We start from the raw sequence: 26,155 nt of genomic DNA, 5'->3' as shown, positions 1-26,155 counted from the left end.
AGTCCTGTGTTACTGCATCAGGCGCGCGAGCGTGGCAGCGGTAAAATCCACCATTGGCACAATGCGCGCATAGTTCAACCGAGTCGGCCCGATCACGCCGACCACCCCCACAACACGCCCGTCGAGCCCGTGAAACGGTCGTGCGATCACCGAAGATCCCGACAGCGCGAAGAGATTATTCTCCGCGCCGATGAAGATCCGGGTCGCATCGCCGTCGCGCGCGCGATCGAGCAAATGGGCGATCTCCTGCTTGCCTTCAAGATCATCGAGCAAGTCGCGCACGCGGTCGAGATCGGCGGCGGCCGCGGCGTCGATCAAGCGACCCTGTCCGCGCACGATCAGCACCGGGCGGCGATCGCTGTCCTCGCTCCACACAGCCAGCCCCGCTTCGATCAGCGCGCGCGCCGCCCCGTCGAGCGCGGCCCTTTCGGCGGCAATCTCGCGGTCGAGCCGCGCGCGCGCCTCGGCGAGCGTCAGCCCGCTCAGCATCGCACTGACATAATTGGCGGCTTCGGTCAGCGCCGACGCACTGGTGCCGGGCGGCAGATCGACCACGCGGTTCTCGACCGATCCGTCTTCCGCAACCAGCACCGCCAGCGCCTGCTGGGCCGATAGCGGCACAAAGGCGAGCTGGCGCACCACGACTTCGCGCTTGGGCACGAAGACGAGGCCCGCGCACGCCGACAGGCCTGAGAGCGTTGCGGTGGTCGCGGCAATCGCTTCCTCGACCGGCCCGGCCTGCGCGAGGCGCGCTTCGATGGCCGTGCGCTCCTCGACCGAGGGTTCGAGCGCATGCATCATGCCGTCGACGAACAACCGCAAACCGGTATCGGTCGGCATCCGTCCGGCGCTGGTATGCGGGGCGGCGAGCAGCCCGAGTTCCTCCAAATCCTGCATCACATTGCGGATCGACGCGGGCGACAGGTTGAGGCCGGAGAGCTTCGAGATGGTACGCGACCCGATCGGCGCACCCGAGTCGAGATAGCTTTCGACGACGATCCGAAACACATCGCGCGCGCGGTCGTTCAGCTCAAGGATCGGCGGGCTCATTGGGCAGAGTTAGGGCCTGCGCTGGCGAGCGACAAGCGTTGCGCCCCGCACCCGATCCTTTAAGGCAGCGCCAACCCATCACAGGAGTCACCGATATGCGCCCTTCCGGCCGCGCCCCCGATCAAATGCGGATGATCAGCATCGAACCGCGCTTCACCAAACATGCCGAAGGATCGGTGCTGATCGGCTTTGGCGACACCAAGGTGCTGGTTACGGCTTCGGTCGAAGAGCGGGTGCCGCCGTTCCTGCGCGGCAAGGGCGAAGGCTGGGTGACGGCCGAATATGGCATGCTCCCGCGCGCCACCCACACCCGCGGCAACCGCGAGGCGGCCAAGGGCAAGCAATCGGGCCGCACCCAGGAAATCCAGCGCCTCATCGGACGGTCCTTGCGCGCGGTCACTGACCTGAAATTGCTTGGCGAGCGCCAGATCACGCTCGATTGCGATGTGATCCAGGCCGATGGTGGCACCCGCACCGCCTCGATCTCGGGCGCGTGGGTGGCGCTGCGGCTCGCGATCGACGGCCTGCTCAAGGACGGCAAGCTCACCGCCGATCCGCTCACGCAGAAAGTCGCGGCGATCAGCTGCGGCATCTGGCAGGGCACGCCGGTGCTCGACCTCGACTATGACGAGGATTCGACCGCCGACGCCGACGCCAATTTCGTGCTGCTCGAAAATGGCAACATCGCCGAGGCGCAGGCAACTGCCGAGGGCGCGACCTATGACGAGGAGGGCCTGCTCCGCCTGCTCCGCCTCGCGCGCATCGGCTGCACCGACATTTTCGCCGCGCAAGCCCGCGCCGTCGCATGACCGAACTGCCGCCCCAGGCGATCCGCAAGCTCACCCCCGGCAAGCTGGTGATCGCGACGCACAATGCCGGGAAAGTGCGCGAGATCACCGCGCTGCTCAGCACCTATGGCATGCAGACGATCTCGGCGGCTGAACTCGACCTGCCCGAGCCCGAGGAAACCGGCACGACCTTCGTCGCCAATGCCGAGCTGAAAGCGCGCTACGCCGCCGATCTCTCGGGCCTGCCCGCGCTCGCCGACGATAGCGGGTTGTGCGTCGAGGCACTCGGCGGCGATCCCGGCGTCTACACCGCCAATTGGGCCGAAACCGCCGACGGCACCCGCGACTGGACGCTGGCGATGACCAAGGTACAGACAAAGCTCGAAGCGCTTGGCCCCGATGTCAGCCGCGCGGCGACCTTCGTGTCGACGCTCGCGCTCGGCTGGCCTGATGGGCATCTCGAATGGTTCGAAGGGCGCATCGACGGCACATTGATCTGGCCGCCGCGTGGCGCCGCAGGCTTTGGCTATGATCCGATGTTCGTGCCTTTGGGCGAGACGCGCACTTTCGCCGAAATGCCGTTTGAGGAAAAACAGGCGAACAACCACCGCGCGCGCGCCTTTGCGGCGCTGGTGAAGGCGGCTTTCTAACCGCTACCCAGCGCTGTTTCACACGGACGCAACAAAAATCCTGCCTAAGTGGATTGGGGTTTCGCAATTTTGGGAAGTCGAGTCGCGCGCATGGCGGCGTCTATTCCCAACATGATCGAAGCATCGGGGCAGGGGGAAAATATGCGGTATCGGGCCAGATTGCTTGCGTCGGCGCTGATTGTCGGTGGCTGTTCGCCGCAGAGCAGCACCACATCCGCACCACCGACGACGGTGGTGTCGGCTCCCGCGCCCACACCATCGCCGACCCCGAGTCCGACGCCGACGCCCACGCCGACTCCCACTCCCACTCCAACGCCGACTCCGACCCCAACGCCCACCCCAACGCCGACGCCGACGCCAACACCGTCGGCGAGCTATTTGCGGTTCACGGAAATCTATTCGACGCGACTGGGCTCCGGCATCACGCTGCCGAGCGCTTGCGCCAGCCTTGCCTTCACCAGCCAGCCGCCGACGCTCCGCGCGGTCACGCCCTATGGCCAGGGTCTCGCCTTTCGCTTCGTGCTGACACCGCAGGTCTGGGGAGTTACCGGCGACGGCATCACGCTCAGCTTCGACGGCCGCACCGCCGATTTCAGCAATGTCACCGCTGAAGTCGCGCATGCGACGACGATCGGCAGCGATCCGGTACGCTTCACGATCACGCAACCCGTCGCGGGCGGCACCGGGCTCGATTATGCGCGGCTCGCGTCGGTGTCAGTGCCTGCTGGCGGCGCGATCCGCGACTATCAATGCGCGATCGGCATTACGACGCTAGCGGCCGATCTGGCGGCATCGCCATCGGGCAGCTTCCCGCGCACCACCGTCTCGGGAACGGCCTATGTGCGTGAAGGGGCGACATCACGCGCCTTTGCGCTGCGCACCAGCACCGCCACCGTCAGTGTCGACATCGCCGCGCGGCGCGTGACGATCACCTTCCAGCTGACCGGCACGCCCATATCGGGCGGCGGCGGGACGATTGACCTGGGGAGCTTTTCGGCTTCAGCGCCGATTGACGCCGCCACCGACAATTTCGTCGCGACCCTCAACAGCACCCGCACCGCAACCGGGTCGATCAGTGGCCGCTTCTTCGGGCCGCAAGCGCTCGAAGTCGGCGCAAGCTTTGGCGCGACGGTCGCCGATGCCGGGGCAATGCCGGGCTATACGGTGACGGGCACGATCCACGGGGTGCGATAGGGCGGCACCTCAGAACGCCGTCTGGCCCCAGACATTCCCGGCAGGACGGTAGCGGCACACGAGATAATCGTCGCTACCGTTGCTCGCGAGCGCGCAGCCAAAGGCCGTCGTCGTGCGCCAGACGATCTGGGTATAATGACCGACATCGCCAAAGCGCCCCGTGCGGCTGAAATTGGGAGTCGGGCGGTTCACGAAATCCTTCTTCTCCGCCACCCAAAGATCGACCATCTCGCCGTAGCTATACGCGCCGCGCGTGCCGGTGAAGAGATTCTCGCCTTGCCGCACCGCTCCCGGCGGCTGATCGGCATGGCGGAACTGGCGCGTGCGTGCGAGCGTCTGTGCGTACGCCAGCGCATCGGCGGCAAGCGCGTCGTCCCACACCAGCGGCGGCACCCCGACATCGGCGCGCGCCGCATTGTGCCCCGCCAGCATCGCCGCCCGCAGCAGCGCTGGCCCGCGCGACTGCACGACCGGCGTCGCGACCGGCTCGGTCACGCGCGCAGGGCCGGGCTGGGTGCAGCCGATCAGCGCCAGTGCGGCTGCGCACGCGATCCTTTTCACCGCCACCATCTTTCTCCATAGCCGCCCGCAATGGACGCCCCGCTTGCCCTTTATATCCACTGGCCCTTCTGTGTCTCCAAATGTCCGTACTGCGACTTCAACAGCCACGTCCGGGCGTCAGTCGATCAGGCGGCTTGGCGTGACGCGTTGCTCGCCGATCTCGCACATGAAGCGGCGCTGTTGCCGGGGCGGCGGCTAGGGTCGATCTTCTTCGGCGGCGGCACACCCAGCCTGATGCCGCCCGCGACCGTGGCGGCGCTGATCGCGGCGGCGGCGGATGCGTGGGGCTTTGATGGCGACATCGAGATCACGCTCGAGGCAAACCCGTCATCGGTCGAGGCAGCACGGTTCGCCGATCTTGCGGCGGCGGGGGTCAACCGCGTGTCGCTGGGGCTGCAAGCGCTCGACGATTCGGCGCTCCAATTCCTCGGCCGCGCGCATGATGTTGCCGAGGGGCTGGCGGCGCTCGACACCGCGCAAGCGCATTTCGGGCGGGTAAGCTTCGACCTGATCTATGCCCGTCCCGGCCAGTCGCCCACGGCGTGGGAAGCCGAACTCGCCCGCGCGATCGGCTTCGGCACCGAGCATCTCTCGCTCTACCAGCTCACGATCGAACCCGGCACGCGCTTTGCGACCGAAGCAGCGGCGGGGCGGCTGACGATTCCGGGGGACGAGGAAGCGGCGAGCCTGTTCGAAGCGACCCGCGCGATGGCGGCGGCGGCGGGGCTGCCCGCTTATGAAGTGTCGAACCACGCGCGACCGGGTGCCGAGAGCCGCCATAACCTGACCTATTGGCGCTACCGCGATTATGCCGGCATCGGCCCCGGCGCACATGGACGGCGCGGCGGGATCGCGACGATGCGCCACAAAAAGCCCGAGAATTGGCTGAACGCGGTGGCACGCAACGGGCACGGGATCGAGATTGAGGAGGCGCTGTCGCCGTCGTCGCGCCGCGCGGAGGCGCTGCTGATGGGGCTGCGCTTGCGCGAAGGCGTCGATCTGGCGCGGATCGCGGCACTGTCGGGGGAAGCGGTGGAGACTGTGGTCGACGCGCGCGCGGCGGCAACGCTGGTTGCCGAGGGGCTGATCGTGCGCGACGGCCCCCGGCTGCGCGCGACCGAAGCAGGGATGCTGGTGCTCAACGCGATCATCGCGGCATTGGTGCCTGACGATTGATGGGGCATTGCGCATCCCGCACCAATTCCGCTTGCCCTGAGCTTGTCGAAGGACGGTGCTTCGACAAGCTCAGCACGAACGGAATGAAAGCGAAGCCCAGGCTTCGCGCATGACGCTACGGCGCCTTGGCCGGTACCACCGGATCATCAAGCGGGATCGCGACCCGCTTTGACTTGTCGGGCTTGGCCCTGGTTGCGTCGCCAATGGCCTCGACGAGCTTCTTGCCCGCAAAGAGCGCCATCCCCAAAATCGGGATCCCCGCGCCGCCGCACCCGTCCGATCGCGCCGCGCAGGGTGTGTTCTGCAATTCGAGCGCGCGCGCGCCGGTCAGGTCCGGGTTGGAGGGGCGCCCTCGGCTCGGATCGGGCTCGTTGGGAAAGGGCAGCCGCTGGCTCGGCAGCGCATTACCGCAGACGACAACGTCCGCATCCTGCTTGTCACGCGGGCGGCAGGGTTCATCGGCGACCGGCACCAGGATCGAGAAGCGCGTCGGCGGCGCGGCATCGGCGGGCGGCGCGGGGGCTGCCTGCAGCAGCGCAATCAGCAACATCGACATAATGCGCTTGTGGCGCACAATCGCGGCGAATCAAGGGCATTCAGGCAATCGGCGCGATCCCCAGCCGCTTGAGCTCCATCACCGGGCAACGGTCCATCACCACGTTCAGCCCCACCGCCTCGGCACGGGCCGCCGCTGCCTCATTGACGACGCCAAGCTGCATCCACACCGCTTTCGCGCCCGCCGCGATTGCCGCATCGACCGCCTCGCCTGCCGCCGCCGAATTGCGGAAAATGTCGACGATGTCGATCGGCACGCCGATCTGCGCGAGATCGTGGAAGATATATTCGCCGTGGATATGCTCGCCCGCGATCTGCGGATTGACCGGGATCACGCGGTAGCCGTGCGCCTGCAGCGTTGCCATCACTTCGTAGGACGGCCGCTCGGGCCGGTCCGACGCGCCGATCATCGCAATCGTGCGCGCGCCCTCGAGCAAGGCGCGGATATCGTCGTCAGTGGTGAGCGGCATGGCAGGCTCCTGTCAGCGGGCGTCGATCCAGTCGGCGACTTTGCCCGCAATCTGCTGAAACGCCAGCGCCTCGGGCCCGTTCCCGGCGGCAGGCGGCATCCCGCCATCCGACGCCGTGCGGATCGCGATGTCGAGCGGAATCCGCCCCAGAAACGCAATGCCAAGCTCGGCCGCCGCTGCCTCCGCCCCGCCGCGCCCGAACGGATCGGACACCGCGCCGCACGACGGGCAGACATAGCCCGCCATATTCTCAATCAGGCCGATCACCGGCACCTTGGCTTGCACAAACAAATCGATCGCGCGCCGCGCGTCGATCAGCGCGAGGTCCTGCGGCGTCGACACAATCACCGCGCCCGCCGGACGGTGGCTACGGATCATCGTCAGCTGGATATCGCCCGTTCCCGGCGGCAGATCGAGCACGAGCGTGTCGGCATTGCCCCAATTCGCATCAACAAGCTGGCCAAGCGCGCCGGCCGCCTTCAGCCCGCGCCACGCAATCGCCTGATCGGGGGCGACGAACTGCCCCATCGACAACAGCGATACACCGTGCGGCGTCGGTACCGGTTGCAGCACCTTGTCGCGCGCCTGCGGCTTGATGCCTTCGACGCCCAGTAACTTCGGCTGCGACGGTCCATAGATATCGGCGTCGACCACCCCAACCCGCCGCCCGCGCCGCTGAAGCGCAATCGCCAGATTGGCCGAGACGGTCGACTTGCCGACCCCGCCCTTGCCGCTCGCCACCGCGATCAGCATGCGCTTGGGTCGCGAAGCGGTCAGCGCGATCTGCACCGACTCGATTCCCTCAATGCCCAGTGCGGCAGCGTGCACCCGCGCCTCAAGCTCGGCATGGTCGGCGGAGTCGATTCCGCTCACATCGAGGATGATCCGCGCCTGCCCCGCGACAACACGGACGCTCGCGCGCCCGGGCGCAATGGCATCGACTACAGCATCCAGACCAGGTTCAGCACTCATTCGCGTGGCTGATACGCATCCCTGATACACTTGCCACTGTTTTTCCGCCCGCGCCCTCTTATAAAGGGGGTTATGACGATCCGTCCCGCCTGGTGGCCCCAATTCCCGCTCCTGATGAACGACAAGCCCAAGAGCCCTTGGGGCAGCGGCGGCAATGACGACGATGGCCCGCGCAATCCCTGGGCCACGCCCCCCGGCGGCAAGCCCCGTAATGCGCGGCCAACTGCGCTCGACGAGTTTCTGCGCCGTGCGCGCGGCCCCGGTGGCCCCGGCGGCGGGGGTGGTGGCGGCTTTCCCGGCCTGCCCGGCGGCGCGAGCGGGCGATCGCTGTGGCTGATCGGCGCCGGGCTGATCGTCCTGCTGTGGATCGTCTTCACCAGCTTTCACGTCATCGCGCCGCAACAGCGCGGCGTGGTGACCTTCTTCGGCAGCTATTCGCGCACACTCGAACCCGGCTTCAACACGACCTTCCCCGCGCCGATCGCGACCGTGACCAAAATCGACGTGCAGGAAATCCGGACCGAGGATTTCCCCGAAGGCGGCAGTGCGCAGAATCTGATGCTGACCGGCGACCAGAATATCGTCGATCTCGCTTATGCGGTGCGCTGGGACATCGTTGATCCGCAGGATTATCTCTACCAGATCAAGGATGCGCGCGGCACCGTACGCGCCACCGCCGAAAGCGCGATGCGGTCAGTGATCGCGACGGTCAACATGAACCAGGCGATCACCGGCGGGCGCGTCGACATCGAACAGCGCGCGCAGGCGCTGATGCAGCAGATCCTCGACGAATATCGCTCGGGCGTGCGCATCCAGTCGGTCGCGATCAACAAGGCCGATCCGCCCGCGAGCGTAATCGACGACTTCAAGCTCGTCAGCGCTGCCCAGCAAAAGGCGCAGTCGGACCAGAATGTCGCGCGCACCTATGAACAGCAGGTGATGGCGCGCGCGCAGGCCGAGGCCCAGCAGTTCGACCTCGCCTATGCCCAGTATAAGCTCGCGCCCGAAGTGACGCGTCGGCGCATGTATTATGAAACGATGGAAACCGTGCTCGCCAAGAACAACAAGACGATCGTCGAAAGCGGGGGCGTGGTCCCCTATCTGCCGCTGAAGGGCGCGCCGCCGCGCATCGCCGAGGCCGCACCGCAAGCGAGTGCCTCGCCCGCGCCGTCGACGGGAGGCCAGTGATGGGCAGCGTCTGGCGGAACCCCATCGGTTTTGGCATTGCGGCGTTACTCGCGCTGATCCTGCTCGCGTCGAGCGTGTTCATTGTGCCTGAAACCGAACAAGGCGTGATCCTGCGCTTCGAAAAGCCGGTCGGCACGATCAACCGGTGGAAGCCCAACCAGCCGTTCGGTCAGACCGATTCGGGGCTGGCAGTGAAAATCCCGTTCTTCGACAAGATCGTGTGGATCGACAAGCGCGTGCTCGATGTCGATCTCAACAACCAGCAAGTGCTGTCGACCGATCAGCTCCGGCTCGAAGTCGATGCGTTCGCGCGCTTCCGGATCGTCGATCCGCTGAAGGCCGTGGTCTCGACCGGCAGCACCTCGTCGACCGAGGAACGCGTCGCCGATCAGCTCCGCCCGCTGCTCGGCACCGCAGTCCGCAACGAACTCGGCCGCCGCCAGTTTGCTGCGTTGCTCAGCCCTGAACGCGGCAAGGTGATGGACAATATCCAGGCCGGCTTGCAGCAGCTCGCCCGCCAATATGGTGCGCAAATCGTCGATGTCCGCATCCGCCACGCCGACTTGCCCGAAGGCAGCCCGCTCGAAAGCGCGCTCAACCGGATGAAGACCGCGCGCCAGCAGGAAGCCGCGACGATTCGCGCGCAGGGCGAAAAGACCGCGCAGATCATCCGCGCGACGGCCGACGCCAATGCGTCCAAAATCTATGCCGATGCCGGCAACAAGGACCCGGAATTCTACGATTTTTACCGCGCGATGCAGTCGTACAAATATACCTTTGCGCAGGACGGGCCGAACCAGGGCGAGACGCAGATCATCCTGTCGCCCAATGACGATTATCTGCGCCAGTTCACCGGTCGGGGGCGGCCCCGCTGACAATCGGTTCATATTCAATTACCGTTCAGGCTGACCGGGCATAACGCCGCCCGACAGTCCGTCGTTCGACCAGAGAGGAATACCATAACGTGCGCTACGCCTATGCCATTTCGGGTGCTCTCCTAGTCGGCGGTGCCGCCGCGACGCTGGCGCTGCAGCCGCCGGCCGGTGCGCAGACCGCGCAGAATGAACCGACAGCGATGGCCGCGCTCGCGCCGCGCGCCGGGGCACCCGCGAGCTTTGCCGACCTTGTCGCGCGGCTCCAGCCCGCCGTCGTCAACATCTCGACCAAGCAGAGCATCAAGGTTCAGCCGCAGGCCAATCCGTTTCAGGGTACGCCGTTCCAGGATTTCTTTGGCGGCGGCGGCGGGCAGGAACCCAATGCCCCGCCGGTGACCCGTCAGGCGCAGTCGCTCGGCTCGGGGTTCCTGATCTCGCCCGACGGCTATGTCGTCACCAACAACCACGTCGTGGCGCCGGGCGCCAAGGGCGCGACAGTCGATTCGATCACCGTCATCTTGCCCGATCGCAAGGAATATAAGGCCAAGCTGATCGGCCGCGACCCGGCGTCCGATCTCGCACTGCTCAAGATCGATGCGACCAACCTGCCCTTCGTTAAGTTCGGCGATTCGACCAAGGCGCGCGTCGGCGACTGGATCATCGCGATCGGCAATCCGTTCGGGATTGGCTCGACCGTGACGGCGGGGATTATTTCGGCGCTGCACCGCTCCACCGGCGCTGGCGGCGCCTATGATCGCTTCATTCAGACCGATGCCGCGATCAACCAGGGCAATTCGGGCGGGCCGATGTTCGACCTTTCTGGCAATGTGATCGGCATCAATTCGCAGATCTTCTCGCAGAGCGGCGGCAATATTGGCATCGGCTTCGCGATCCCTGCCGAAGAAGCCAAGCCGATCATCGAAACCCTCATGAAGGGCGCCAGCGTCCAGCGCGGCTATCTCGGCGTCGGCATCCAGCCGCTGCGCGAGGATGACGGCGCCGCGCTCGGCCTGCCCAAGGGGCGCGGCGAGATTATCAACCGGGTCGAACCCGACGGCCCCGCCGACAAGGGCGGCGTCAAGACCGGCGACATTGTTTTGAGGGTCAATGGCCAGGACGTGACGGTCGATCAGACGCTCAGCTATCTCGTCGCCAATGTGAAGCCGGGCGGCGCGATCAAGCTTGACGTCAATCGCGACGGCAAGAACATAACGCTCAACGCCGTCGCAGGCACGCGCCCGTCGGAGGACGCGCTGGCCGCTTCGGTCAACGGCGGTGGCGACGACAATGCCGTGCCCGAAAGCGGCGGCAAGGGCCAGAATGACGCGATGATGAGTTCGACGCTCGGCCTGAGCGTCACCGAACTCAATGCCGACATCCGCCGCGCGCTCCAGCTCGACGCGACCGCGACCGGCGTCGTCATCGTCTCGGCCGATCCGTCGAGCGATGCCGCGCAAAAGGGTCTCCAGCGCGGCGACCTGATCGTATCGGTCAACCGTACGCCGGTGGCCAATACCGCCGACATGGCACGCGTCATCAGTCAGGCGAAGGCAGCCGGGCGCGAGGCCGTGCTGCTCTATGTCCAGCGTGCGCGCCAGCCGGGGCAGTTCATCTCGATCCGCTTCAACAAATAATCCGCGCCAATCGATTCGAAACGCCGTCCGGTCCTGCGACCGGGCGGCGTTTTCGTGTCTTGCTGCTTGGGGCAAAAACGCGCGATAGCGATGACCGACAAGATAGTCGAACAACCTAACCCCGTTCGTGCTGAGCTTGTCGAAGCACCGTTCTTCTTTCGCGATGTTCCGGCAGAAGAAGGGCAGCCCTTCGACAAGCTCAGGGCAAACGGGGTGAGGGCCGGGGTCTAATTTCAATCGGACGCTCGATCGGGGCGGTCAGCGGGAGGCAATATGGCGGGGACGATCTTCATTGGCGCGGGCGAAGGCGGGGCCAAGCCACAGGCGCTCGAACTCAAGCGCGCCAACCGCCACGGGCTGATCGCGGGCGCGACCGGCACCGGCAAAACGGTCACGGTGCAGGGCCTGATCGAGGGTTTCTCCGCCGTTGGCGTGTCGTGCTTCGTCGCCGATGTGAAGGGCGATTTGTCGGGCCTCGCAATGGCGGGATCGCCGACCAACGCCAAGCTGCACGGCATTTTCGACGCGCGCGCCAAGGAAATCGGCTTCGAAGGCTGGGCCTATCAGGACACGCCGGTGCAATTCTGGGACTTGTTCGGCGATCAGGGCCACCCGATCCGCACCACCATTTCCGAAATGGGGCCGTTGCTGCTCGCGCGGCTGATGGACCTCAATGAAGTCCAGGAAGGCGTGCTGACGATCGCATTCCACGTCGCCGACAAGGAAGGGCTGCTGCTGCTCGACCTCGACGATCTGCAAGCGATGCTCAGCTATTGCGGCGAACAGGCTGCCGAGCTGACGACCACTTACGGCAATGTCAGCAAGCAATCGGTCGGCACGATCCAGCGCGCGCTGCTCCAGCTGCGGAGCCAGGGCGGCGAGCATTTCTTCGGCGAGCCCGCGCTCGATCTGAAGGATTTCATGGGCGTCGACGACAAGGGCCGCGGCATCGTCAACATCCTCGCCGCCGACAAGCTGATGGCGAGCCCCAAGCTTTACTCCACCTTCCTGCTCTGGTTGCTGAGCGAGCTGTTCGAAAATCTCCCCGAAGTCGGCGATCCCGATCAGCCCAAGCTCTGCTTCTTCTTCGACGAAGCGCATCTGCTGTTCAACGATGTGCCCAAGGCGCTGCTCGAAAAGATCGAACAGGTCGTGCGGCTGATCCGCTCAAAAGGCGTCGGCGTCTATTTCATCACCCAGAACCCGATCGACATTCCCGATACCGTCGCGGGGCAGCTCAACAACCGCATCCAGCACAAGTTGAACGCCTTCACCCCGCGCGATCAGGCCGCCGTGCGCGCCGCCGCGACGACCTTCCGCGCCAATGCCGATGTCGATGTCGCGACCGTGATCACCGAGCTCAAGATCGGCGAAGCGCTCGTCTCGCTGCTCCAGCCCGATGGCGCGCCCGCCCCGGTCGAGCGCGCGCTGATCAAGCCGCCCGCGACGCGCGTCGGCCCGGTGACGCCGGTCGAGCGCGCGACGATGATTTCAACCGACGCGATCGGTGACAAATATGACACGCTGATCGACAAGGAATCGGCCGAGGAATTGCTCGGCGCCAAGGCGCAGGAAGCCGCCGCTGCCGCTGCTGAAGCCAAGGCCGCGAGCGAGGCCGACAAGACGGCGGCGCTTCAGGCGAAGGAAGACGCCCGCGCCGCCAAGGAAGCCGAACGCGCGCGCATCGCCGCCGAAAAGGCAGAGGCCAAGGCCGCCGCTGCCTCACCGTGGAACAAGATCGCGACCGCCGCCACGCGCACCGCGACGACCACGATCACCCGCACCGTCGCCAATGAAGTCGCCAAATCGGTATTCGGCACCGGGTCACGGCGCGGATCATCAAGCGGCGGTCTGGTTGGTCAGCTCGTACGCGGTGTGTTGGGGGGGCTGTTCAAGGGGTAGGTTTCACCTCCCACCCCGTTCGTCCCGAGCAACGTCGAGGGACAGGCCACGAGCCATGCGCGTGGTGTCTCGACTGCGCTCGACACGAACGGTCGGGGATCTACTTCCTCACCGGCAGCGAATTTGCTGGCTGTTCTGGTCGATCGACTTGCCCAGGATCGCGCCGAGCCCGCCGCCGAGCAGTGTGCCCACCGCGCGCGAGCGGCCGCCGTCGATCACATTGCCCAAGATACCGCCACCGACCGCGCCGATGATCAGGCCAGTGGTGCCGTCGTTGCGCTTGCAATAATAGCGGCCATCGTTGCCGCGATAGACGCGGTCGTCAGCCGAGAGCACGCGCTCGTTATAGTTCGGCCCGTTGCGATAATAGCGTGAGGGATCATAGCCACCCTCGTCGCGGTCATCGACACGCGGGTCATAGCGGGGATCGCGGCGATCATCGTAGCGCCGGTCATCAAAGCGCGGGCGGCTCGATTGCCATGCCTGATAGCGATCAAATTCCTGCTGGAACACGCGCAGTTCCTGCTGGAAACGCGCCTGGGCCTGCGCATAGCGCGCCTCTTCCGGGCTGGTCTGCGCCATCGCGGGGGTCGCGAACGCCAGCGTGGCGGCGGCGAGCGCGAGCATCGAAGTCATGCGTTTCATCGATTGGTCTCCTGTTTCGATAGCGACACAACACCCGATGGCGCCTAAACGTTGCCTGAACGACCCGCTGCGGTGCTACATTGCACCGAGCAACGCCGAAATCGGCACGAACGCGAAGGCGATCGAACTGTCGGCCACGCCATAGGGCAGGAAGATGCAGTCGCCGTGGCGGATGCCGCCGCAGCTATAAACGACATTGGGGACATAGCCTTCGCGGTCCTGATCGGCCGCCGCCAGGATCGGTTCGCGCGTGCGGCCGAGCACTTTCGACGGATCATCCTTGTCGAGCAACACCGCACCGATCGAATATTTGCGCATCGCGCCGACGCCGTGGGTCAGCAACAGCCAGCCTTCGTCGAGCTCGATCGGCGCACCGCAATTGCCGATCTGCACCAGCTCCCACGGATATTCGGGCGTCAGCAGCATCGCGCCTTCATCCCAATGCGTCATGTTGTCTGAGCGGATCAGGAACAGATTTTCGCCGTCCTGCCGCCCGATCATCAGATATTCGCCGCCGACCTTGCGCGGGAACAGCGCCATGCCCTTGTTGCGCGCGGCCGATCCGGTCATCGGCACCAGATCGAAGGCGCGGAAATCGGTGGTGCGCAGCATCTCCGACTGGATCGCCGAGCCATTATAGGCGGTGTAGGTACCCACCCATTCGACGCGGCCATCGTCATGGGTGAAGTGGACCAGCCGCAAATCCTCCAGCCCCTTCGACTGCGCCGTGGTGATCGGGAAGATCACGGTGCCCGACAGCGTCGAATCGCGGTGGCGGAACACCGTCACGGCGCCCGACGGCAGCGCACGGCCATCGGCGCCGGCCGCATCGGTGGCCGTCGCAAAGGGCGGTTCGGGCGCGAGCTTCAGCTCGTTGCGATCGGTGATGATGCCTTCGCGAAAGGCAACCGAGCTGATGTGCCCCTCACCCACCGCGCGCATCGACATCAGGATGCGCATCGATCCTTCGGGCATGCCGGTCTGGTCGAAATGCGGGACGACGCTGGGGTTCATCAGCGCGGCGGCGGCATAGCTATATTCGTGGCAGAAATAGGCGCCGATCAGCTGACGCTTCTCGTCGCCGATGGCGGCGCCATCGAGCCCGAGCTGAGCCGCAATGTCATCATAGCGCGTCATGAAAACGCGCCGCGTCATCCAGTGGCGCGCCTCGAAATCCTTCAGCACCAACTCGAGCTGCGCGTGCGCCTGATGGGGATTCATCTCAAGCACTTCGCGCACGAGCCGCTCGGTCCGGCTCGGCGCGCCGCCGTTCGATTGCCAGGCGAGGTGGAAGGGCCGCACCACGACCCGCGACGGATCGGCATAAAGACGCAACGGATGATTGAAAATGTCGAGCACTGGCAACTACCGCCCCGCTTTAGGTCACTCTGGGGCGGCGCCTAATCTCGATCAAGCCACTGCCCGGCTGTCCCCTGCCACGGATTCGCGCCGCTTTGAAAGCGTCGAAATCGCGCAGGATGCCAATTGCAGTGCCAGAATCGACTCAGCACCCTGATTGCGATTGAGTCCATTGGGCGTCAGCCCATCGAAACAGCCGCCGTCATTGCTCGACGTGAGCGCCAGATCGAGATCATTGGCGCCGAGGAACCAGCGATAGGCACGCATCGCTTCGTCGATCCAGCGCGCGTCGCCCGTCGCCTCGAACGCCGCCGCGCAAGCCTCGACCGTCGCCTGCGCTTCGAGCGGCTGCTGGTCGAACTGGAGTGGCGCTTCATAGGCGCGGCCAAAGCTTTCGGTGCCGACCGCGCGAAAACGACCCTCGGGCGAGGTCTGCTGCGCCATGATCCAGTCGAGCGTCGCGATACCGGTATCGACCAGATCGGCGCGCCCCAGCGCCACGCCCGCGCGGATCATCGCTTCGGGCAGCCGGGCATTATCATAGGCCAGCACGATTTCGAACCACTCCCATTCGGGGCGGCGCGCCTCGGCGAGCAGCGCGAGATGCTCGGCCGAAAAGCGTTCGAGGATTTTCATCGCCAGCGCATGCCCCGGCACGCAGGCCAGGATTTCGCACGCACCGAGCATCGCAAAGGCCTGTGCGCGCGGGCTGCCGAGGTCGAGCGCCAGCGACGCGGTATAATCGAACATCGCCATCGCCCAGTCGCGATGCTTGTGGAGCTTGGCATGGCGCACCACTGTGCCGATGGCCCACAAAGTGCGGCCGTTCGAATCCTCCGACCCTACATCCTCACACCATTCGCGGTCGAAACGCATGAAGTTGCGGAAGCGGCGCGCGTGCGGATTCCACGCATGCTGCACAAACGCGGCGTAGATCGTCATCCATTTGTCGACGGTCACCTCGGGCAGATCGTCTATCTTGGCGATCAGCATCAGCGCGCGGGCATTGTCGTCGATGCAATAGCCGTGGCGACGATCGGGCACCGAGTAGATTGCGTGCTGGAGCATGCCGGTCGCATCGCTCATGCGCTCAACCGCCGCAAAATCGGCCTTGAGCAGTGGCAGCGCAGCGGGTGGCTTGGCGAGCCGACGCGGCGCCTGATCGAGCATCGACGCGATTACGGCGACGGCCTTGGTCGCAAGGCACGGCCACAGCATCGTCCGCCCGCGCGCATAGGCCCGCGCCGACAGGGCTTCGCGCTCGCTGTCCGAATCGAGCAGCGCAATGATGGCGCGGGCAAACGCCGCGCTGTCGGCAAAATCGACCAGAATGCCGTGCCCGTCGGCGAGGATTTCGGTCGCATGGACATAAGGTGTCGACACCACCGCCTTGCCGACGCCTACCGCGTACGAGAGCGTGCCCGAGGTGATCTGCGCCGGATTGACGTAAGGCGTCGCATAGATGTCGGCGGCCTGCAGGAAGTCGATCAATTCCTCATGCTCGACGAAGAAATCGATGAAAGTGACGTGATCGGCAACGCCGCGATCGACCGCGAGGGCTTTCAACCGGTCGCGATAGGCTTCGCCCTCATGCGCAACGAGATTCGGATGGGTGGCGCCGAGCACCATATAATGCGCCTTGGGATGCGCGGCGACGATCGCGAGCATCGCCTCGATCATCGTCTCAATGCCCTTGTTGGGCGCGAGCAGCCCGAAGGTGAAGATCACCTGCTTGCCCTGCCACCCGAAGCGCGGCTTGAAGAGCGCGGTATCGGCAAAGGTGCGGTCGGGCACGCCGTGCGGGATCGTCAGAATCTGGCGATTGGCGGCGCCATAGACGCGCGTCAGAATCTCGCGCCCACGATCGGCCATGACGACAACGCGCGCGGCGCGGCGCAGCAAGCCCTCCATCACCCGCCGCTCATCGGCGTTGGGCTTTTCGAGAATGGTGTGGAGCGTGACGATCACCGGCAGCGTGATCCGGTCGAGCAACGTCAGGATATGCTCGCCCGCTGCCCCGCCGAAAATGCCATATTCATGCTGGAGCCACAGCGCTTGCGCGCCCGAATTCTCGATCGCGCGCGCGGTCGCGAGATAGGCAGCCAGATCATCCTGCGGGATCGCGCCCGTTACCTGCGGCGGATAGGCATAGCGCCCCGGATGATCATCCATCGCATAGACATCGACCCGAAGGTCGGGGAAGGACTCGCTCAGCGCATTGTAGGTATCGGTGGTGAACGTCGCCAGCCCGCACTTGCGTGGCAGGAAGTTGCCGATGAGGGCGATATGCGTGACAGCAATCTCGCTCCGGGGGGCTGGCGTCATAGAATGATCCTTTCGCGGAACGGCGCGCGGGCACCGGTCCTGATGAACGATGGACTCCTAACCGATAGACAGGAATATGGTTGCGACCATGCTGCACTGCAACGCGTGCAAGTCAAAGCCTTTTGTTACAATGCGCGCGGAAAGCGCGGTCAACCGCGTCCGCGATAGCCCGGCACGTCCTGCGCAGGCACCCACACCCCTTCGGGCGGCGGACCGCTTTGCCAGAAGACGTCGATGGGGATGCCGCCGCGCGGATACCAATAGCCGCCGATCCGCAGCCAGAGCGGCTTCATTTCGTCAAACAGCCGCACGCCGATGCCGACGGTGCAATCCTCGTGAAACGCCTGATGGTTGCGGAACGACCCGAGGAACAGCTTGAGCGATTTCGATTCGACGATCGTCGCATCGGGGACATAGTCGATTACCAGATGCGCGAAATCGGGCTGCGCGGTCACCGGGCACAGTGAGGTGAATTCGGGCGAGACGAAGCGCACCATATAGCGCTGCCCCAGCCGCGGATTGGGGACGTAATCGAGCACGGCATCGTCAGGCGACGTTGGCAGCGCGCTGGTCTGGCCTAGGTATTTGGGTGTCATGGCCACCGACTTAATCGCTCGCGCGCCAAAGTGAAGCGGCGATGGCGCACGCTTGCGCGATATGCTCGACGGCGCCGCGCGGCGCGGCTAGGGAAAGCGTAACGATATCAGGAGATGGCAATGGACGCGTTGGTGACGACCGAATGGCTGGCGAACGAACTTACCGCAACCGACCTGCGTGTGGTCGATGCCAGCTATTTCAGCGATGCGAGCCGGGATGCCGCAGCGGAATATGAGGCCGGCCACATCCCGGGCGCGGTGTTCATGGATTTGGGCGAGATTGCCGATCTGTCGAACCCGCTCCCCTCGATGCTCCCCAGCCCGGAAAAATTCGCGAGTCGCATGCAGTCGCTCGGCCTCGGCGATGGCAGCCGCATTGTGCTGTACGACGATTCGCCGCTGCACACCTCGGCGCGGGCGTGGTGGATGCTGCGGACCTTTGGCGCGCATGACGTCGCGATTCTCGACGGCGGCATCGCCAAGTGGAAGGCCGAAGGGCGCGCGCTGGCGACCGGCAAGGAATCGCTGCGCCACCGCCACTTCACCGTCTGGGCCGATGACAAGGGCGTGCGCACGCTCGATCAGATGAAGGCCAATCTCGATTCGGCCGCCGAGCAAGTCGTCGACGCCCGCAGCGCCGCGCGCTTCACCGGCGAAGAGCCCGATCCGCGCCCCGCGACGCACGCCGGGCACATCCCCGGCTCGAAGAACCTCCACTACGCCACGCTTTTCAACGCCGATGGCACGTGGAAATCGCCCGACGACCTGAAGGCGGCTTTCGATGCCGCCGGCATCGACCTGTCGAAGCCCGTCGTCGCGACCTGCGGTTCAGGGATCACGGCGGGCGTGCTGGTGTTCGCCGCCCACCTGCTCGGCAATGACGCCGCGCTTTATGACGGCAGCTGGTCCGAATGGGGCGCCGACCGCACCACGCCAAAGGCCATGGGCGCCGCGTGAGCGAAGGCGGGCACGGGGGACGGCGCGACAAGACGCGCGTCGTCACCGCCGGGCGACGCGAGGAATGGACGCGGGGCATCGTCAACGTCCCCGTCTGGCGCGCCTCGACGATCCTGTACGAGTCGGTCGCCGAGATGCGCGCGGCCGGCGCCAACACGCACCACCGCCTCTTCTACGGGCGGCGCGGCACCCCGACGCAGTGGAGTCTGGCCGATGCGCTGACCGAGCTTGAGCCGGGCGCCGAAGGAACATTCCTTTATTGCTCGGGCGTCGCGGCAATCGCGGCGGCTCTGCTATCAGTGCTGGTCCCCGGCGACGAAGTGCTGATCACCGACAGCAGCTATGATCCGACGCGCAGCATGGCGACCGGGCTGCTCAATCGCTTCGGCATCGCGACGCGCTTTTACGATCCATTGATCGGGGCAGGCATTGCCGACCTCATCGGCCCGGCGACGCGCGCGATCCTGCTCGAAAGCCCCGGCAGCCTGACGTTCGAGGTGATGGACGTGCCCGCGATCGTCGGCGTCGCCAAGGCGCACGGACTCGTGACCTTGCTCGACAATACCTGGGCGACGCCTTTGCTGTTTCCGGCGATCGAAAAGGGCATTGATCTGTCGATCCTCGCCTGCACCAAATATGTCGCAGGCCATTCGGATGTGATGCTGGGCAGCGTTACCGCCGGTCCCGGCCATTTCGCCAAGCTGCGCGACACCAGCTTTCAGCTCGGCCAGGTTGCCAGCGCCGATGAGTGCTGGCTCGGATCGCGGGGCCTACGGACAATGGCGATCCGCCTCGCACAGCATCAGGCGAGCGCGCTGAAGATCGCCCAGTGGCTGAGTACCCGCCCCGAAGTCGCGCAGGTGCTCCACCCGGCGCTCCCCTCGTGCCCCGGCCACGACCATTTCGTCCGCGACTTCAAGGGCAGCTCGGGGCTGTTCGGTTTCGTGCTGAACGGCGGCAGCGATGCCGCGCGCGCGGCGCTGCTCGACGGGCTCGAACTGTTCGGCCTCGGCTATAGCTGGGGCGGCTTCGAAAGCCTCGCAATCCCGGTCGATCCGGCGCGCTATCGCACTGCGACCACGCCTGATTTCGCCGGACCGCTGGTGCGCTTGTCGATCGGATTGGAAGACCCCGACGACTTGATCGCCGATCTCGACGCGGGACTGGCGCGCTTTCGGGCGGGCCAAACTGTTGCCCTGACACCATAGCATCTTACCCAAATCGGGCACCGCGACCGATTTTTCTTGTGCATTGCAGCATCGATTGGCAGTCTCTCGTTAAGGTCGTCAAGCTACGCGAGGGACTTGTCCCTGACAGATGTGGCTGCGGCTCTAGCAGGCGGGGACATCGTCATCTCAATTTCGGGGGATCCGATGCGCTTCACTCTCTCCACTCTCGGCGTGCTTGTGCTCGCCGCTACCGCCACGCCGGCGCTTGCCGACGAAACCGATCCACCACCGCCGGTCACGATCAACGGCAGCGTCACGCTCGCCAGCGATTATCGTCTGCGCGGTGTCTCGCAATCCGATACCAAGCCGACGTTGCAGGCCACGCTCACCGTCAGCCACAAGAGCGGGCTTTATGTCGGCCTGTTCGCGTCGAACCTCGCTGGCTGGGGCACCTTCGGCGGTCCCAACCTCGAACTCGACGTGATCGGCGGCTACAAGCGAAAGCTCGGGCCGGGCACGGCCGATGTCGGGCTGACCTGGTATAATTATCCGGGCGGCGCGACGCTGACCGATTATGTCGAATTCTACGGCAAATACACCGGTCAGATCGGCCCGGTGTCCCTCACCGGTAGCGCCTATTACGCGCCGCCGCAGCTCGCGCTGGGCAACGTCACCAACACGCCGCAGAGCCGCGTTGGTGATCGCGAGGACAATATCTATGCCGCGGGCGACGCCGCCGTCGGCATTCCCAAGACACCGTTCACGCTGAAGGCGCATATCGGCCATAGCTGGGGCAATCCCGGTCTGGGGCCGAACGGCACCAGCGTGGCGCCGACGGGAACGTACCTCGACTGGTCGCTCGGCAGCGATGTCACTTACAAGAACCTGACGTTCAACGTGTCGTACATCGACACCGACATCACCACGCGCGGCTCGGCCTATCTGTTTCCGCAGTTCACGCGCGGGCAGGCCAATCGTGGCTCGATCGCGAACGGCACCGTGGTGGTCGGACTGACCGCAGCCTTTTAATCGCGCAGGCGGGCTGCACCAGCCGGTGCGGCCCGCCTCCGGGATAACCTTACTTCGGCGTCTTCGTCGTTGCGTTCTGGCCGTCGCCTTCGGGGGCGGCGACGATGTCGCGCGTCGTCGCGCCCTTGTCGACGACATTGGTTTCGGGATCGCCGACTTCGGAGCGCACACCCGGCGCAATCGTGTCGCCGCCGGCATTGTTAAGCACGGCCTGCTCGCCCACGCTCCGCGCGGCCGCGCCACCGAACAGCGCTTCAAGCGCGAGCGTGCTCGGGTTGTTTTCCTGCGGGCGCGCGGCACCGGGGCGCGGTGGCACCAGCGCATAATCGGGCGGAATGACGAGCGGCGCCTGGCGCGCGACGGCATATTCATCGGGCTTGGCGCGCTTCAGCCCGCTGCCACCGCCGCAACCGGCGAGCGCGACCGACAGGCCGACCATCACCGCGACCGGCACAAATTTACGCATTGTCATTCTCCACCGATCCATTTTCCACCGCAGTCGCCTGCGGTGCTCCCACCGGCGCCTTGTCGCGCATTAACAGCGCGCGCGCCAGCAGGATGAGTACCCCCACCGTAATCGCCGCGTCCCCCAGATTGAAGACCAAAAACGGGCTCCAGTCGCCGAAGTGCAGATCGGCGAAGTCGACGACATAGCCCAGTCGCACCCGGTCGAGGATATTGCCGAGCGCCCCGCCGAGCACGAGACCAAGCGCGGCCTGATCCCAACGCTTGGGCTCGCGCCACAGCCACACCAGCACGCCAATCGCAATCGCGCCCGTCATCGCCACCAGCGCCCAGCGCGTTTCGTCAGAGCCTGCCCGCAGCAGCCCGAGCGACACGCCGTCATTGGCGACGAAGCGCACGCGGAAAATCGGCAGCAAATCGACGACGGGCGCGGCCAGCGTGTTGAGCTGCATCGGCCCGGTCATGATCCATTTGAGGAGCTGATCGAGGCCGAACGCGGCACCCGCCGTCGCCAAGCCAATGCCGGGGAGCTTCATGCCACCACCTCAGTGCAGCGGTTGCAGAGATCGCCATCCTCAACGACTTCGGGCAGCAACCGCCAGCAGCGGCCGCATTTGTGGAAGGCGGTCGGCGTGACAATGACCGCGGTCCCTTGCGTGACGCTCGCCACGATGAACAGCTCGGCGAGCAGATCGGCGGGCAGCGGCAGCGCGGGCACGGTGACTTCGGCGTCCATGCTGGTGCGCACCAATTTGTCGCGGCGCAACGGCTCGATCGCCTCGTTCACCTGCGTGCGCAGTGCGCGGACTTCGGCCCACACCGTCGCGTCGGCTTGCGCCACTTCAAGCACCGGCCACTCGAGCAGATGCACGCTCTCGCTGTCGGGATAGCGCGTCTGCCATACTTCTTCCGCCGTAAAGACCAGCACCGGCGCCGCATAACGCACCAGCGCGTGGAACATCGTGTCGAACACGGTGCGGCACGCGCGGCGCTTGAGGCTCCCCGGCGCATCGCAATAAAGCGAATCCTTGCGGATATCGAAGTAGAAGGCCGACAGATCATTGTTGGCGAAATCGCTCAGCAGCCGCGTGTAGCTGTTGAAGTCAAAGTCGCTCACCGCCGTACGCAGCTTGGCGTCGAGCTCCGCCAGCAGATGGAGCATGTAGCGCTCCAGCTCGGGCATTTCCGCCACCGCCACCCGCTCGGCCTCGTCAAAACCCTCCAGCGCGCCGAGCAGATAGCGGAAGCTGTTGCGCAGCTTGCGATACTGGTCGGCGACCCCTTTCAGGATTTCGTCGCCGATGCGGTGATCCTCGGTGAAATCGACCGACAACGCCCACAGCCGCAGGATGTCGGCGCCATAATCGCGCATCAGATCGAGCGGATTGATCGTGTTGCCGAGCGACTTGGACATTTTCATGCCCTTTTGGTCCATCGTGAAGCCGTGCGTCAGCACGGTCTTGTAGGGCGCCCGCCCGCGCGTGCCGCACGACTCGAGCAGCGATGACTGGAACCAGCCGCGATGCTGGTCGCTGCCTTCGAGATAGAGGTCGGCGGGCCATTGCAGGTCGGGCCAGCGGCCGGATTCGAGCACGAAGGCATGGGTGCAGCCGCTGTCGAACCACACGTCGAGAATGTCGGTGACGCGCTCATAATCGTCAATCTTCCTGAGATTGTCTGTATGAAGCGCCCTCATGAAGCTTGGATCGTCGTTCTCTTCAAAGCCATTCAAGAAGAAGAATGCATTGCGCTCCGACCACGCATCAACGCCGCCTTCGCGCACCGCCGCGATGATCCGCGCGTTGACGGACGCGTCGCAGAGATATTTGCCGGTCTTGCGATCGACGAACAAGGTGATCGGCACGCCCCAGGCGCGCTGGCGCGACAACACCCAATCGGGCCGCCCCTCGACCATCGACCCGAGCCGGTTGCGGCCCTTTTCGGGGATGAATTTGGTGTTGGCGATGGCGGTCATGGCGCGGTGGCGCAGCGTATCGCTTGGGGCCTGTCCCTCGACGTTGCTCGGGACGAACGGGGGTTGGGTGGCAATGTTTTCCACACCGTTAGTGTCGAGCGAAGTCGAGACACGGGCCTCCTCCCCACCGCTCAGAAGTTTATCCATCGACACAAACCACTGCGGCGTGCAGCGATAGATCACCTTGGCCTTCGACCGCCACGAATGCGGATAGCTGTGCCTCGTGCTCTCATCGTTGCGCGCGGAAAGGAGAGCATTCGCCTCGCGAAGTGCATTACAGATCGGCCCGTCGGGCGCGTTGAGCTTGTTGTTGATGACCGACAGCGGCTCGCCACCGAGCCACGGCCAATTTTCGCGATACCGGCCATCGGCACCAACGACGAACACGGGGTCGATGCCATAAACCTTGCACAGCGCGAAATCGTCCTCGCCGTGGTCGGGCGCCATGTGAACGAGCCCGGTGCCCGCGTCGGTGGTGACGAAATAGCCGGGCAGGAAGGGGCGGGGGTTCGCGAAGAACCCGCCGAGTTCATGCATCGGGTGCCGGGCGGTGGCACCAACGAGGTCGGAGCCTTGGAATCGAGTTCCGTATTGGCCAGCCACATACCCTCTACCGCCATTCCTTCGGGGATCAATTCGATCCCGAAAGGCGAGCGCTAAGTCCTCAGCAATGACGACTTTGATTCCCAGCCCATCGGTGACTTGTGCTCGGGGAAGACTATAAGGTTGACCGTCCCAAGTCGCTTTTTGCAACACGATGGTATTATACCAAATCTCCGGCCCGTAAGCCAAAGCCTGGTTCACCGGGATCGTCCACGGCGTCGTCGTCCAGATCACCGCATGCGCGCCGACCAGTTCGGGTGCGTTGGGCGCCTCGACAATCTCGAACGCCACGTCGATCTGCGTCGACGTGATATCCTCATATTCGATCTCGGCCTCCGCCAGCGCGGTCTTTTCGACCGGCGACCACATCACCGGCTTGGCCCCGCGATAGAGCTGGTCGCTCTCGGCGAATTTCATCAGTTCCGATACGATCGTCGCTTCGGCCTGGAAATCCATCGTCAGATAGGGGTGATCCCAATCGGCATTGATGCCGAGCCGCTTTAGCTGCTCGCGCTGGATGTCGACCCATTTCTGCGCATAGGCCCGACATTCGGCGCGGAACTCGTCGGGGTCGACTTCGTCCTTGTTGCGCTTGCGCTTGCGATATTCCTCCTCGACCTTCCATTCGATCGGCAGGCCGTGACAATCCCAGCCGGGCACATAGGGCGCATCCTTGCCGAGCAGGGTCTGCGTGCGGACCACCATGTCCTTCAGGATATGGTTGAGCGCATGGCCGATGTGCATGTCGCCATTGGCATAGGGCGGGCCGTCGTGGAAAATGAACTTCTCGCGGCCGCGGCGGGCATCGCGCAGGCGATCGTAGAGCTTGGCTTCCTGCCACGTCGCCAGAATGCCGGGCTCCTTCTGGGGGAGGCCCGCCTTCATCGGAAAATCGGTCTTCGGCAGGAAGACGGTGTCGCGCCAGTCCTTCGGCGTAGTCTGTGTGTCGCTCATGGGGGGCAGGCCTTACCGCGTCGCAAAGCGTTCGTCACGCCTATCGCGTTGCGGTGCGTCATCCGGCTTGAGATTGGGGAAAAGCAATGTAGGGGGTGGCAAGATCCAACAAGCGGGGACGATATGACGGGTGGACTGATTTTGGCGGCACTGGCCCTTGGCGCACCGGCACCGGTCGAGGAGGCGCCGCCCGCAACCGTGATCGCCGAAGCGACAATCGAGGCGCAGGACCAGCCCGCGCCGCCGCCACCCCAGCCGCCGCGCAAACCCGCGCCGCTCAGCTTCGGCCCCTATCCGCCCGGCTGGCAGATTGATTTCGGCCCCGGCCTGCTTGCCGTCCCCGAATTTCCGGGCAGCAAGGGCTTGCGCATCCTGCCGATTCCGCAGCTCGACATCCGCTACAAGAATCAATTCTTCGCCTCGGTGCAGCAGGGCATCGGCTATAATCTGATCAACACGCGGCATCTGCGGGCAGGGCCGATCCTGCGCCCCGAATTCGGCCGCACGACGCGCGACATCGCGGTGTTTCCGGGGCTGCGGCGGATCAACTTCACGGTCGAAGCAGGCGGCTTCGTGGCCTACCAGCCGTCGCTCTTCACCACGCTCCAGCTCGAAGTGCGCAAGGCAGTGAGCGGCCACAACGGCACGCTCGCCGATCTGTCGCTGCGCAAGATCGCGCTGAAGGGCAAATGGACGCTCGGCTATGGCGGGCGCATCCGCTTCGCCGACGCGACCTATTTCCGCAATTATTATGGCGTCACGCCTGCCGCTGCGCTGACCAGCGGACTGCGGGTCTATCAACCGGGCGCGGGGCTGAACGATGTCGGCGTATCGGGCTTCGTGTCGCGGCGGCTGGGCGGCAAATGGAACGGCACCGTCTTTGCGAGCTACAGCCGGTTGATCGATCAGGCCGCGAGTTCACCAATCACCACCAGCCGCTTCGGCAGCCGCAACCAGGTGTCGATCGGCGCTGCGCTGAGCTATCGCTTCCGCTTCAACTGAGGCGCGCGGGGGTCAGAAGAAGAAGCCGTTCACGCGAAGGGCGCGAAGTTTCGCGAAGGGC

General features: G+C 65.1%; 26 protein-coding genes. 13 read left to right on the top strand and 13 right to left on the bottom strand.

Features of this window, described 5'->3' with window-relative positions; genetic code table 11:
• Nucleotides 1-9: 9 nt before the first annotated feature.
• Entirely contained in the window at nt 10-1,050 is a 1,041-nt protein-coding gene (gene hrcA, locus K2W81_RS02010) for a heat-inducible transcriptional repressor HrcA (RefSeq protein ID WP_294100827.1), read from the bottom strand.
• Nucleotides 1,051-1,145: 95 nt separating this feature from the next.
• On the opposite strand from hrcA, the gene rph reads away from it, so the two are divergent.
• Together rph and rdgB are read left to right on the top strand one after the other, a co-directional pair.
• Nucleotides 1,146-1,859, top strand: coding sequence for a ribonuclease PH (gene rph, locus K2W81_RS02005; RefSeq protein ID WP_294100825.1), 714 nt, complete (start codon nt 1,146-1,148; stop codon nt 1,857-1,859).
• Nucleotides 1,856-2,488, top strand: coding sequence for an RdgB/HAM1 family non-canonical purine NTP pyrophosphatase (gene rdgB / locus K2W81_RS02000; RefSeq protein ID WP_294100822.1), 633 nt, complete (start codon nt 1,856-1,858; stop codon nt 2,486-2,488). The genes rph and rdgB overlap by 4 nt, the downstream gene beginning before the upstream one ends.
• Nucleotides 2,489-2,532: 44 nt before the next feature.
• Here rdgB and K2W81_RS01995 read toward each other — a convergent pair whose 3' ends face one another.
• Nucleotides 2,533-2,778 (bottom strand): hypothetical protein, encoded by a 246-nt coding sequence (locus K2W81_RS01995; protein ID WP_294100821.1) that lies wholly within the window; start codon nt 2,776-2,778, stop codon nt 2,533-2,535.
• Nucleotides 2,779-2,866: 88 nt separating this feature from the next.
• Here K2W81_RS01995 and K2W81_RS01990 point away from each other — a divergent pair, with 88 nt between their 5' ends.
• Nucleotides 2,867-3,682, top strand: a complete 816-nt coding sequence (locus K2W81_RS01990) for a hypothetical protein (RefSeq protein WP_294100819.1) — start codon at nt 2,867-2,869, stop codon at nt 3,680-3,682.
• Nucleotides 3,683-3,691: 9 nt separating this feature from the next.
• Here K2W81_RS01990 and K2W81_RS01985 read toward each other — a convergent pair whose 3' ends face one another.
• A complete protein-coding gene (locus tag K2W81_RS01985) occupies nt 3,692-4,249 on the bottom strand; it encodes a CAP domain-containing protein (protein WP_294100817.1) in 558 nt (185 codons plus the stop codon).
• Nucleotides 4,250-4,273: 24 nt separating this feature from the next.
• Between K2W81_RS01985 and hemW the strand changes: the two genes are divergently transcribed.
• Complete coding sequence (gene hemW / locus K2W81_RS01980; RefSeq protein ID WP_294100815.1) at nt 4,274-5,419, top strand: radical SAM family heme chaperone HemW; 1,146 nt, start codon at nt 4,274-4,276, stop codon at nt 5,417-5,419.
• 115 nt (nt 5,420-5,534) lie between these two features.
• On the opposite strand, the gene K2W81_RS01975 is transcribed toward hemW, so the two are convergent.
• Genes K2W81_RS01975 through K2W81_RS01965 form a run of 3 tightly spaced genes read right to left on the bottom strand, consistent with a single transcriptional unit; the run spans nt 5,535 to nt 7,416 of the window.
• Entirely contained in the window at nt 5,535-5,975 is a 441-nt protein-coding gene (locus tag K2W81_RS01975) for a hypothetical protein (protein WP_294100813.1), read from the bottom strand.
• Nucleotides 5,976-6,015: 40 nt separating this feature from the next.
• Entirely contained in the window at nt 6,016-6,444 is a 429-nt protein-coding gene (locus K2W81_RS01970; RefSeq protein WP_294100811.1) for a CoA-binding protein, read from the bottom strand.
• A gap of 12 nt (nt 6,445-6,456) precedes the next feature.
• Complete coding sequence (locus K2W81_RS01965; protein ID WP_294100810.1) at nt 6,457-7,416, bottom strand: Mrp/NBP35 family ATP-binding protein; 960 nt, start codon at nt 7,414-7,416, stop codon at nt 6,457-6,459.
• Between the two features lie 114 nt (nt 7,417-7,530).
• On the opposite strand from K2W81_RS01965, the gene K2W81_RS01960 reads away from it, so the two are divergent.
• The 5 genes from K2W81_RS01960 (at nt 7,531) to K2W81_RS01940 (ending at nt 13,015) form a co-directional block, all read left to right on the top strand.
• A complete protein-coding gene (locus K2W81_RS01960) occupies nt 7,531-8,604 on the top strand; it encodes a protease modulator HflK (protein ID WP_294100808.1) in 1,074 nt (357 codons plus the stop codon).
• Nucleotides 8,604-9,479 (top strand): protease modulator HflC, encoded by an 876-nt coding sequence (locus K2W81_RS01955; protein WP_294100806.1) that lies wholly within the window; start codon nt 8,604-8,606, stop codon nt 9,477-9,479. Before K2W81_RS01960 ends, K2W81_RS01955 begins: the two co-directional genes overlap by 1 nt.
• Before the next feature lie 89 nt (nt 9,480-9,568).
• Nucleotides 9,569-11,113 (top strand): Do family serine endopeptidase, encoded by a 1,545-nt coding sequence (locus K2W81_RS01950; protein WP_294100804.1) that lies wholly within the window; start codon nt 9,569-9,571, stop codon nt 11,111-11,113.
• A 90-nt stretch (nt 11,114-11,203) separates the two neighbouring features.
• Nucleotides 11,204-11,344 carry a hypothetical protein gene (locus K2W81_RS01945; protein WP_294100802.1) on the top strand — a complete coding sequence of 47 codons (141 nt, stop codon included), beginning with the start codon at nt 11,204-11,206 and terminating at the stop codon, nt 11,342-11,344.
• A gap of 42 nt (nt 11,345-11,386) precedes the next feature.
• A complete protein-coding gene (locus K2W81_RS01940) occupies nt 11,387-13,015 on the top strand; it encodes a helicase HerA-like domain-containing protein (RefSeq protein ID WP_294100801.1) in 1,629 nt (542 codons plus the stop codon).
• Between the two features lie 108 nt (nt 13,016-13,123).
• Here the strand turns inward: K2W81_RS01940 and K2W81_RS01935 are convergent, their stop codons facing one another.
• The 4 genes from K2W81_RS01935 to queF form a co-directional block, all read right to left on the bottom strand.
• Nucleotides 13,124-13,660 (bottom strand): glycine zipper 2TM domain-containing protein, encoded by a 537-nt coding sequence (locus K2W81_RS01935; RefSeq protein WP_294100800.1) that lies wholly within the window; start codon nt 13,658-13,660, stop codon nt 13,124-13,126.
• Between the two features lie 75 nt (nt 13,661-13,735).
• Nucleotides 13,736-15,019, bottom strand: coding sequence for a glycoside hydrolase family 130 protein (locus K2W81_RS01930; RefSeq protein WP_294100799.1), 1,284 nt, complete (start codon nt 15,017-15,019; stop codon nt 13,736-13,738).
• Nucleotides 15,020-15,070: 51 nt separating this feature from the next.
• Nucleotides 15,071-17,344: a glycosyltransferase family 4 protein gene (locus K2W81_RS01925; RefSeq protein WP_294100797.1), complete on the bottom strand. Its 2,274-nt coding sequence runs from the start codon at nt 17,342-17,344 to the stop codon at nt 15,071-15,073.
• Nucleotides 17,345-17,493: 149 nt separating this feature from the next.
• The gene (gene queF / locus K2W81_RS01920; RefSeq protein WP_294100871.1) at nt 17,494-17,940 is read right to left on the bottom strand and encodes a preQ(1) synthase; all 447 of its coding nucleotides are present in this window, start codon (nt 17,938-17,940) and stop codon (nt 17,494-17,496) included.
• Nucleotides 17,941-18,060: 120 nt separating this feature from the next.
• Here queF and sseA point away from each other — a divergent pair, with 120 nt between their 5' ends.
• From sseA to K2W81_RS01905, 3 genes are all read left to right on the top strand, one after another.
• Nucleotides 18,061-18,897, top strand: a complete 837-nt coding sequence (gene sseA / locus K2W81_RS01915; RefSeq protein ID WP_294100796.1) for a 3-mercaptopyruvate sulfurtransferase — start codon at nt 18,061-18,063, stop codon at nt 18,895-18,897.
• A complete protein-coding gene (metC, locus tag K2W81_RS01910; RefSeq protein WP_294100794.1) occupies nt 18,852-20,105 on the top strand; it encodes a cystathionine beta-lyase in 1,254 nt (417 codons plus the stop codon). Before sseA ends, metC begins: the two co-directional genes overlap by 46 nt.
• 165 nt (nt 20,106-20,270) lie before the next feature.
• On the top strand, nt 20,271-21,095 hold the full coding sequence (locus tag K2W81_RS01905; protein WP_294100792.1) for a TorF family putative porin: 825 nt from the start codon (nt 20,271-20,273) through the stop codon (nt 21,093-21,095).
• Between the two features lie 49 nt (nt 21,096-21,144).
• Here the strand turns inward: K2W81_RS01905 and K2W81_RS01900 are convergent, their stop codons facing one another.
• From K2W81_RS01900 to ileS, 3 genes are read right to left on the bottom strand one after another with little or no spacing between them, the layout of a single operon-like run.
• Nucleotides 21,145-21,561 carry a DUF3035 domain-containing protein gene (locus tag K2W81_RS01900; RefSeq protein ID WP_294100790.1) on the bottom strand — a complete coding sequence of 139 codons (417 nt, stop codon included), beginning with the start codon at nt 21,559-21,561 and terminating at the stop codon, nt 21,145-21,147.
• Complete coding sequence (gene lspA / locus K2W81_RS01895; RefSeq protein WP_294100789.1) at nt 21,554-22,096, bottom strand: signal peptidase II; 543 nt, start codon at nt 22,094-22,096, stop codon at nt 21,554-21,556. Before lspA ends, K2W81_RS01900 begins: the two co-directional genes overlap by 8 nt.
• Nucleotides 22,093-25,092 (bottom strand): isoleucine--tRNA ligase, encoded by a 3,000-nt coding sequence (ileS, locus tag K2W81_RS01890; protein ID WP_294100788.1) that lies wholly within the window; start codon nt 25,090-25,092, stop codon nt 22,093-22,095. Before ileS ends, lspA begins: the two co-directional genes overlap by 4 nt.
• A 123-nt stretch (nt 25,093-25,215) precedes the next feature.
• Between ileS and K2W81_RS01885 the strand changes: the two genes are divergently transcribed.
• Entirely contained in the window at nt 25,216-26,094 is an 879-nt protein-coding gene (locus tag K2W81_RS01885; RefSeq protein WP_294100787.1) for a MipA/OmpV family protein, read from the top strand.
• Nucleotides 26,095-26,155 lie beyond the last annotated feature (61 nt).

This window comes from Sphingomonas sp., from assembly GCF_019749955.1.
Lineage (GTDB): Bacteria > Pseudomonadota > Alphaproteobacteria > Sphingomonadales > Sphingomonadaceae > Sphingomonas.
This window is presented reverse-complemented; position numbering and strand designations above follow the sequence as displayed.

What these genes read in the sequence shown, in the direction of transcription:
- hrcA (WP_294100827.1), bottom strand. Translation starts at nt 1,050, where the DNA reads ATGAGCCCGCCGATCCTTGAGCTGAACGACCGCGCGCGCGATGTGTTT.
- rph (WP_294100825.1), top strand. Translation starts at nt 1,146, where the DNA reads ATGCGCCCTTCCGGCCGCGCCCCCGATCAAATGCGGATGATCAGCATC.
- rdgB (WP_294100822.1), top strand. Translation starts at nt 1,856, where the DNA reads ATGACCGAACTGCCGCCCCAGGCGATCCGCAAGCTCACCCCCGGCAAG.
- hemW (WP_294100815.1), top strand. Translation starts at nt 4,274, where the DNA reads ATGGACGCCCCGCTTGCCCTTTATATCCACTGGCCCTTCTGTGTCTCC.
- K2W81_RS01975 (WP_294100813.1), bottom strand. Translation starts at nt 5,975, where the DNA reads ATGTCGATGTTGCTGATTGCGCTGCTGCAGGCAGCCCCCGCGCCGCCC.
- K2W81_RS01970 (WP_294100811.1), bottom strand. Translation starts at nt 6,444, where the DNA reads ATGCCGCTCACCACTGACGACGATATCCGCGCCTTGCTCGAGGGCGCG.
- K2W81_RS01965 (WP_294100810.1), bottom strand. Translation starts at nt 7,416, where the DNA reads ATGAGTGCTGAACCTGGTCTGGATGCTGTAGTCGATGCCATTGCGCCC.
- K2W81_RS01960 (WP_294100808.1), top strand. Translation starts at nt 7,531, where the DNA reads ATGAACGACAAGCCCAAGAGCCCTTGGGGCAGCGGCGGCAATGACGAC.
- K2W81_RS01955 (WP_294100806.1), top strand. Translation starts at nt 8,604, where the DNA reads ATGGGCAGCGTCTGGCGGAACCCCATCGGTTTTGGCATTGCGGCGTTA.
- K2W81_RS01945 (WP_294100802.1), top strand. Translation starts at nt 11,204, where the DNA reads ATGACCGACAAGATAGTCGAACAACCTAACCCCGTTCGTGCTGAGCTT.
- K2W81_RS01940 (WP_294100801.1), top strand. Translation starts at nt 11,387, where the DNA reads ATGGCGGGGACGATCTTCATTGGCGCGGGCGAAGGCGGGGCCAAGCCA.
- K2W81_RS01935 (WP_294100800.1), bottom strand. Translation starts at nt 13,660, where the DNA reads ATGAAACGCATGACTTCGATGCTCGCGCTCGCCGCCGCCACGCTGGCG.
- K2W81_RS01925 (WP_294100797.1), bottom strand. Translation starts at nt 17,344, where the DNA reads ATGACGCCAGCCCCCCGGAGCGAGATTGCTGTCACGCATATCGCCCTC.
- queF (WP_294100871.1), bottom strand. Translation starts at nt 17,940, where the DNA reads ATGACACCCAAATACCTAGGCCAGACCAGCGCGCTGCCAACGTCGCCT.
- sseA (WP_294100796.1), top strand. Translation starts at nt 18,061, where the DNA reads ATGGACGCGTTGGTGACGACCGAATGGCTGGCGAACGAACTTACCGCA.
- metC (WP_294100794.1), top strand. Translation starts at nt 18,852, where the DNA reads ATGGGGCGCCGACCGCACCACGCCAAAGGCCATGGGCGCCGCGTGAGC.
- K2W81_RS01905 (WP_294100792.1), top strand. Translation starts at nt 20,271, where the DNA reads ATGCGCTTCACTCTCTCCACTCTCGGCGTGCTTGTGCTCGCCGCTACC.
- K2W81_RS01900 (WP_294100790.1), bottom strand. Translation starts at nt 21,561, where the DNA reads ATGCGTAAATTTGTGCCGGTCGCGGTGATGGTCGGCCTGTCGGTCGCG.
- lspA (WP_294100789.1), bottom strand. Translation starts at nt 22,096, where the DNA reads ATGAAGCTCCCCGGCATTGGCTTGGCGACGGCGGGTGCCGCGTTCGGC.
- ileS (WP_294100788.1), bottom strand. Translation starts at nt 25,092, where the DNA reads ATGAGCGACACACAGACTACGCCGAAGGACTGGCGCGACACCGTCTTC.
- K2W81_RS01885 (WP_294100787.1), top strand. Translation starts at nt 25,216, where the DNA reads ATGACGGGTGGACTGATTTTGGCGGCACTGGCCCTTGGCGCACCGGCA.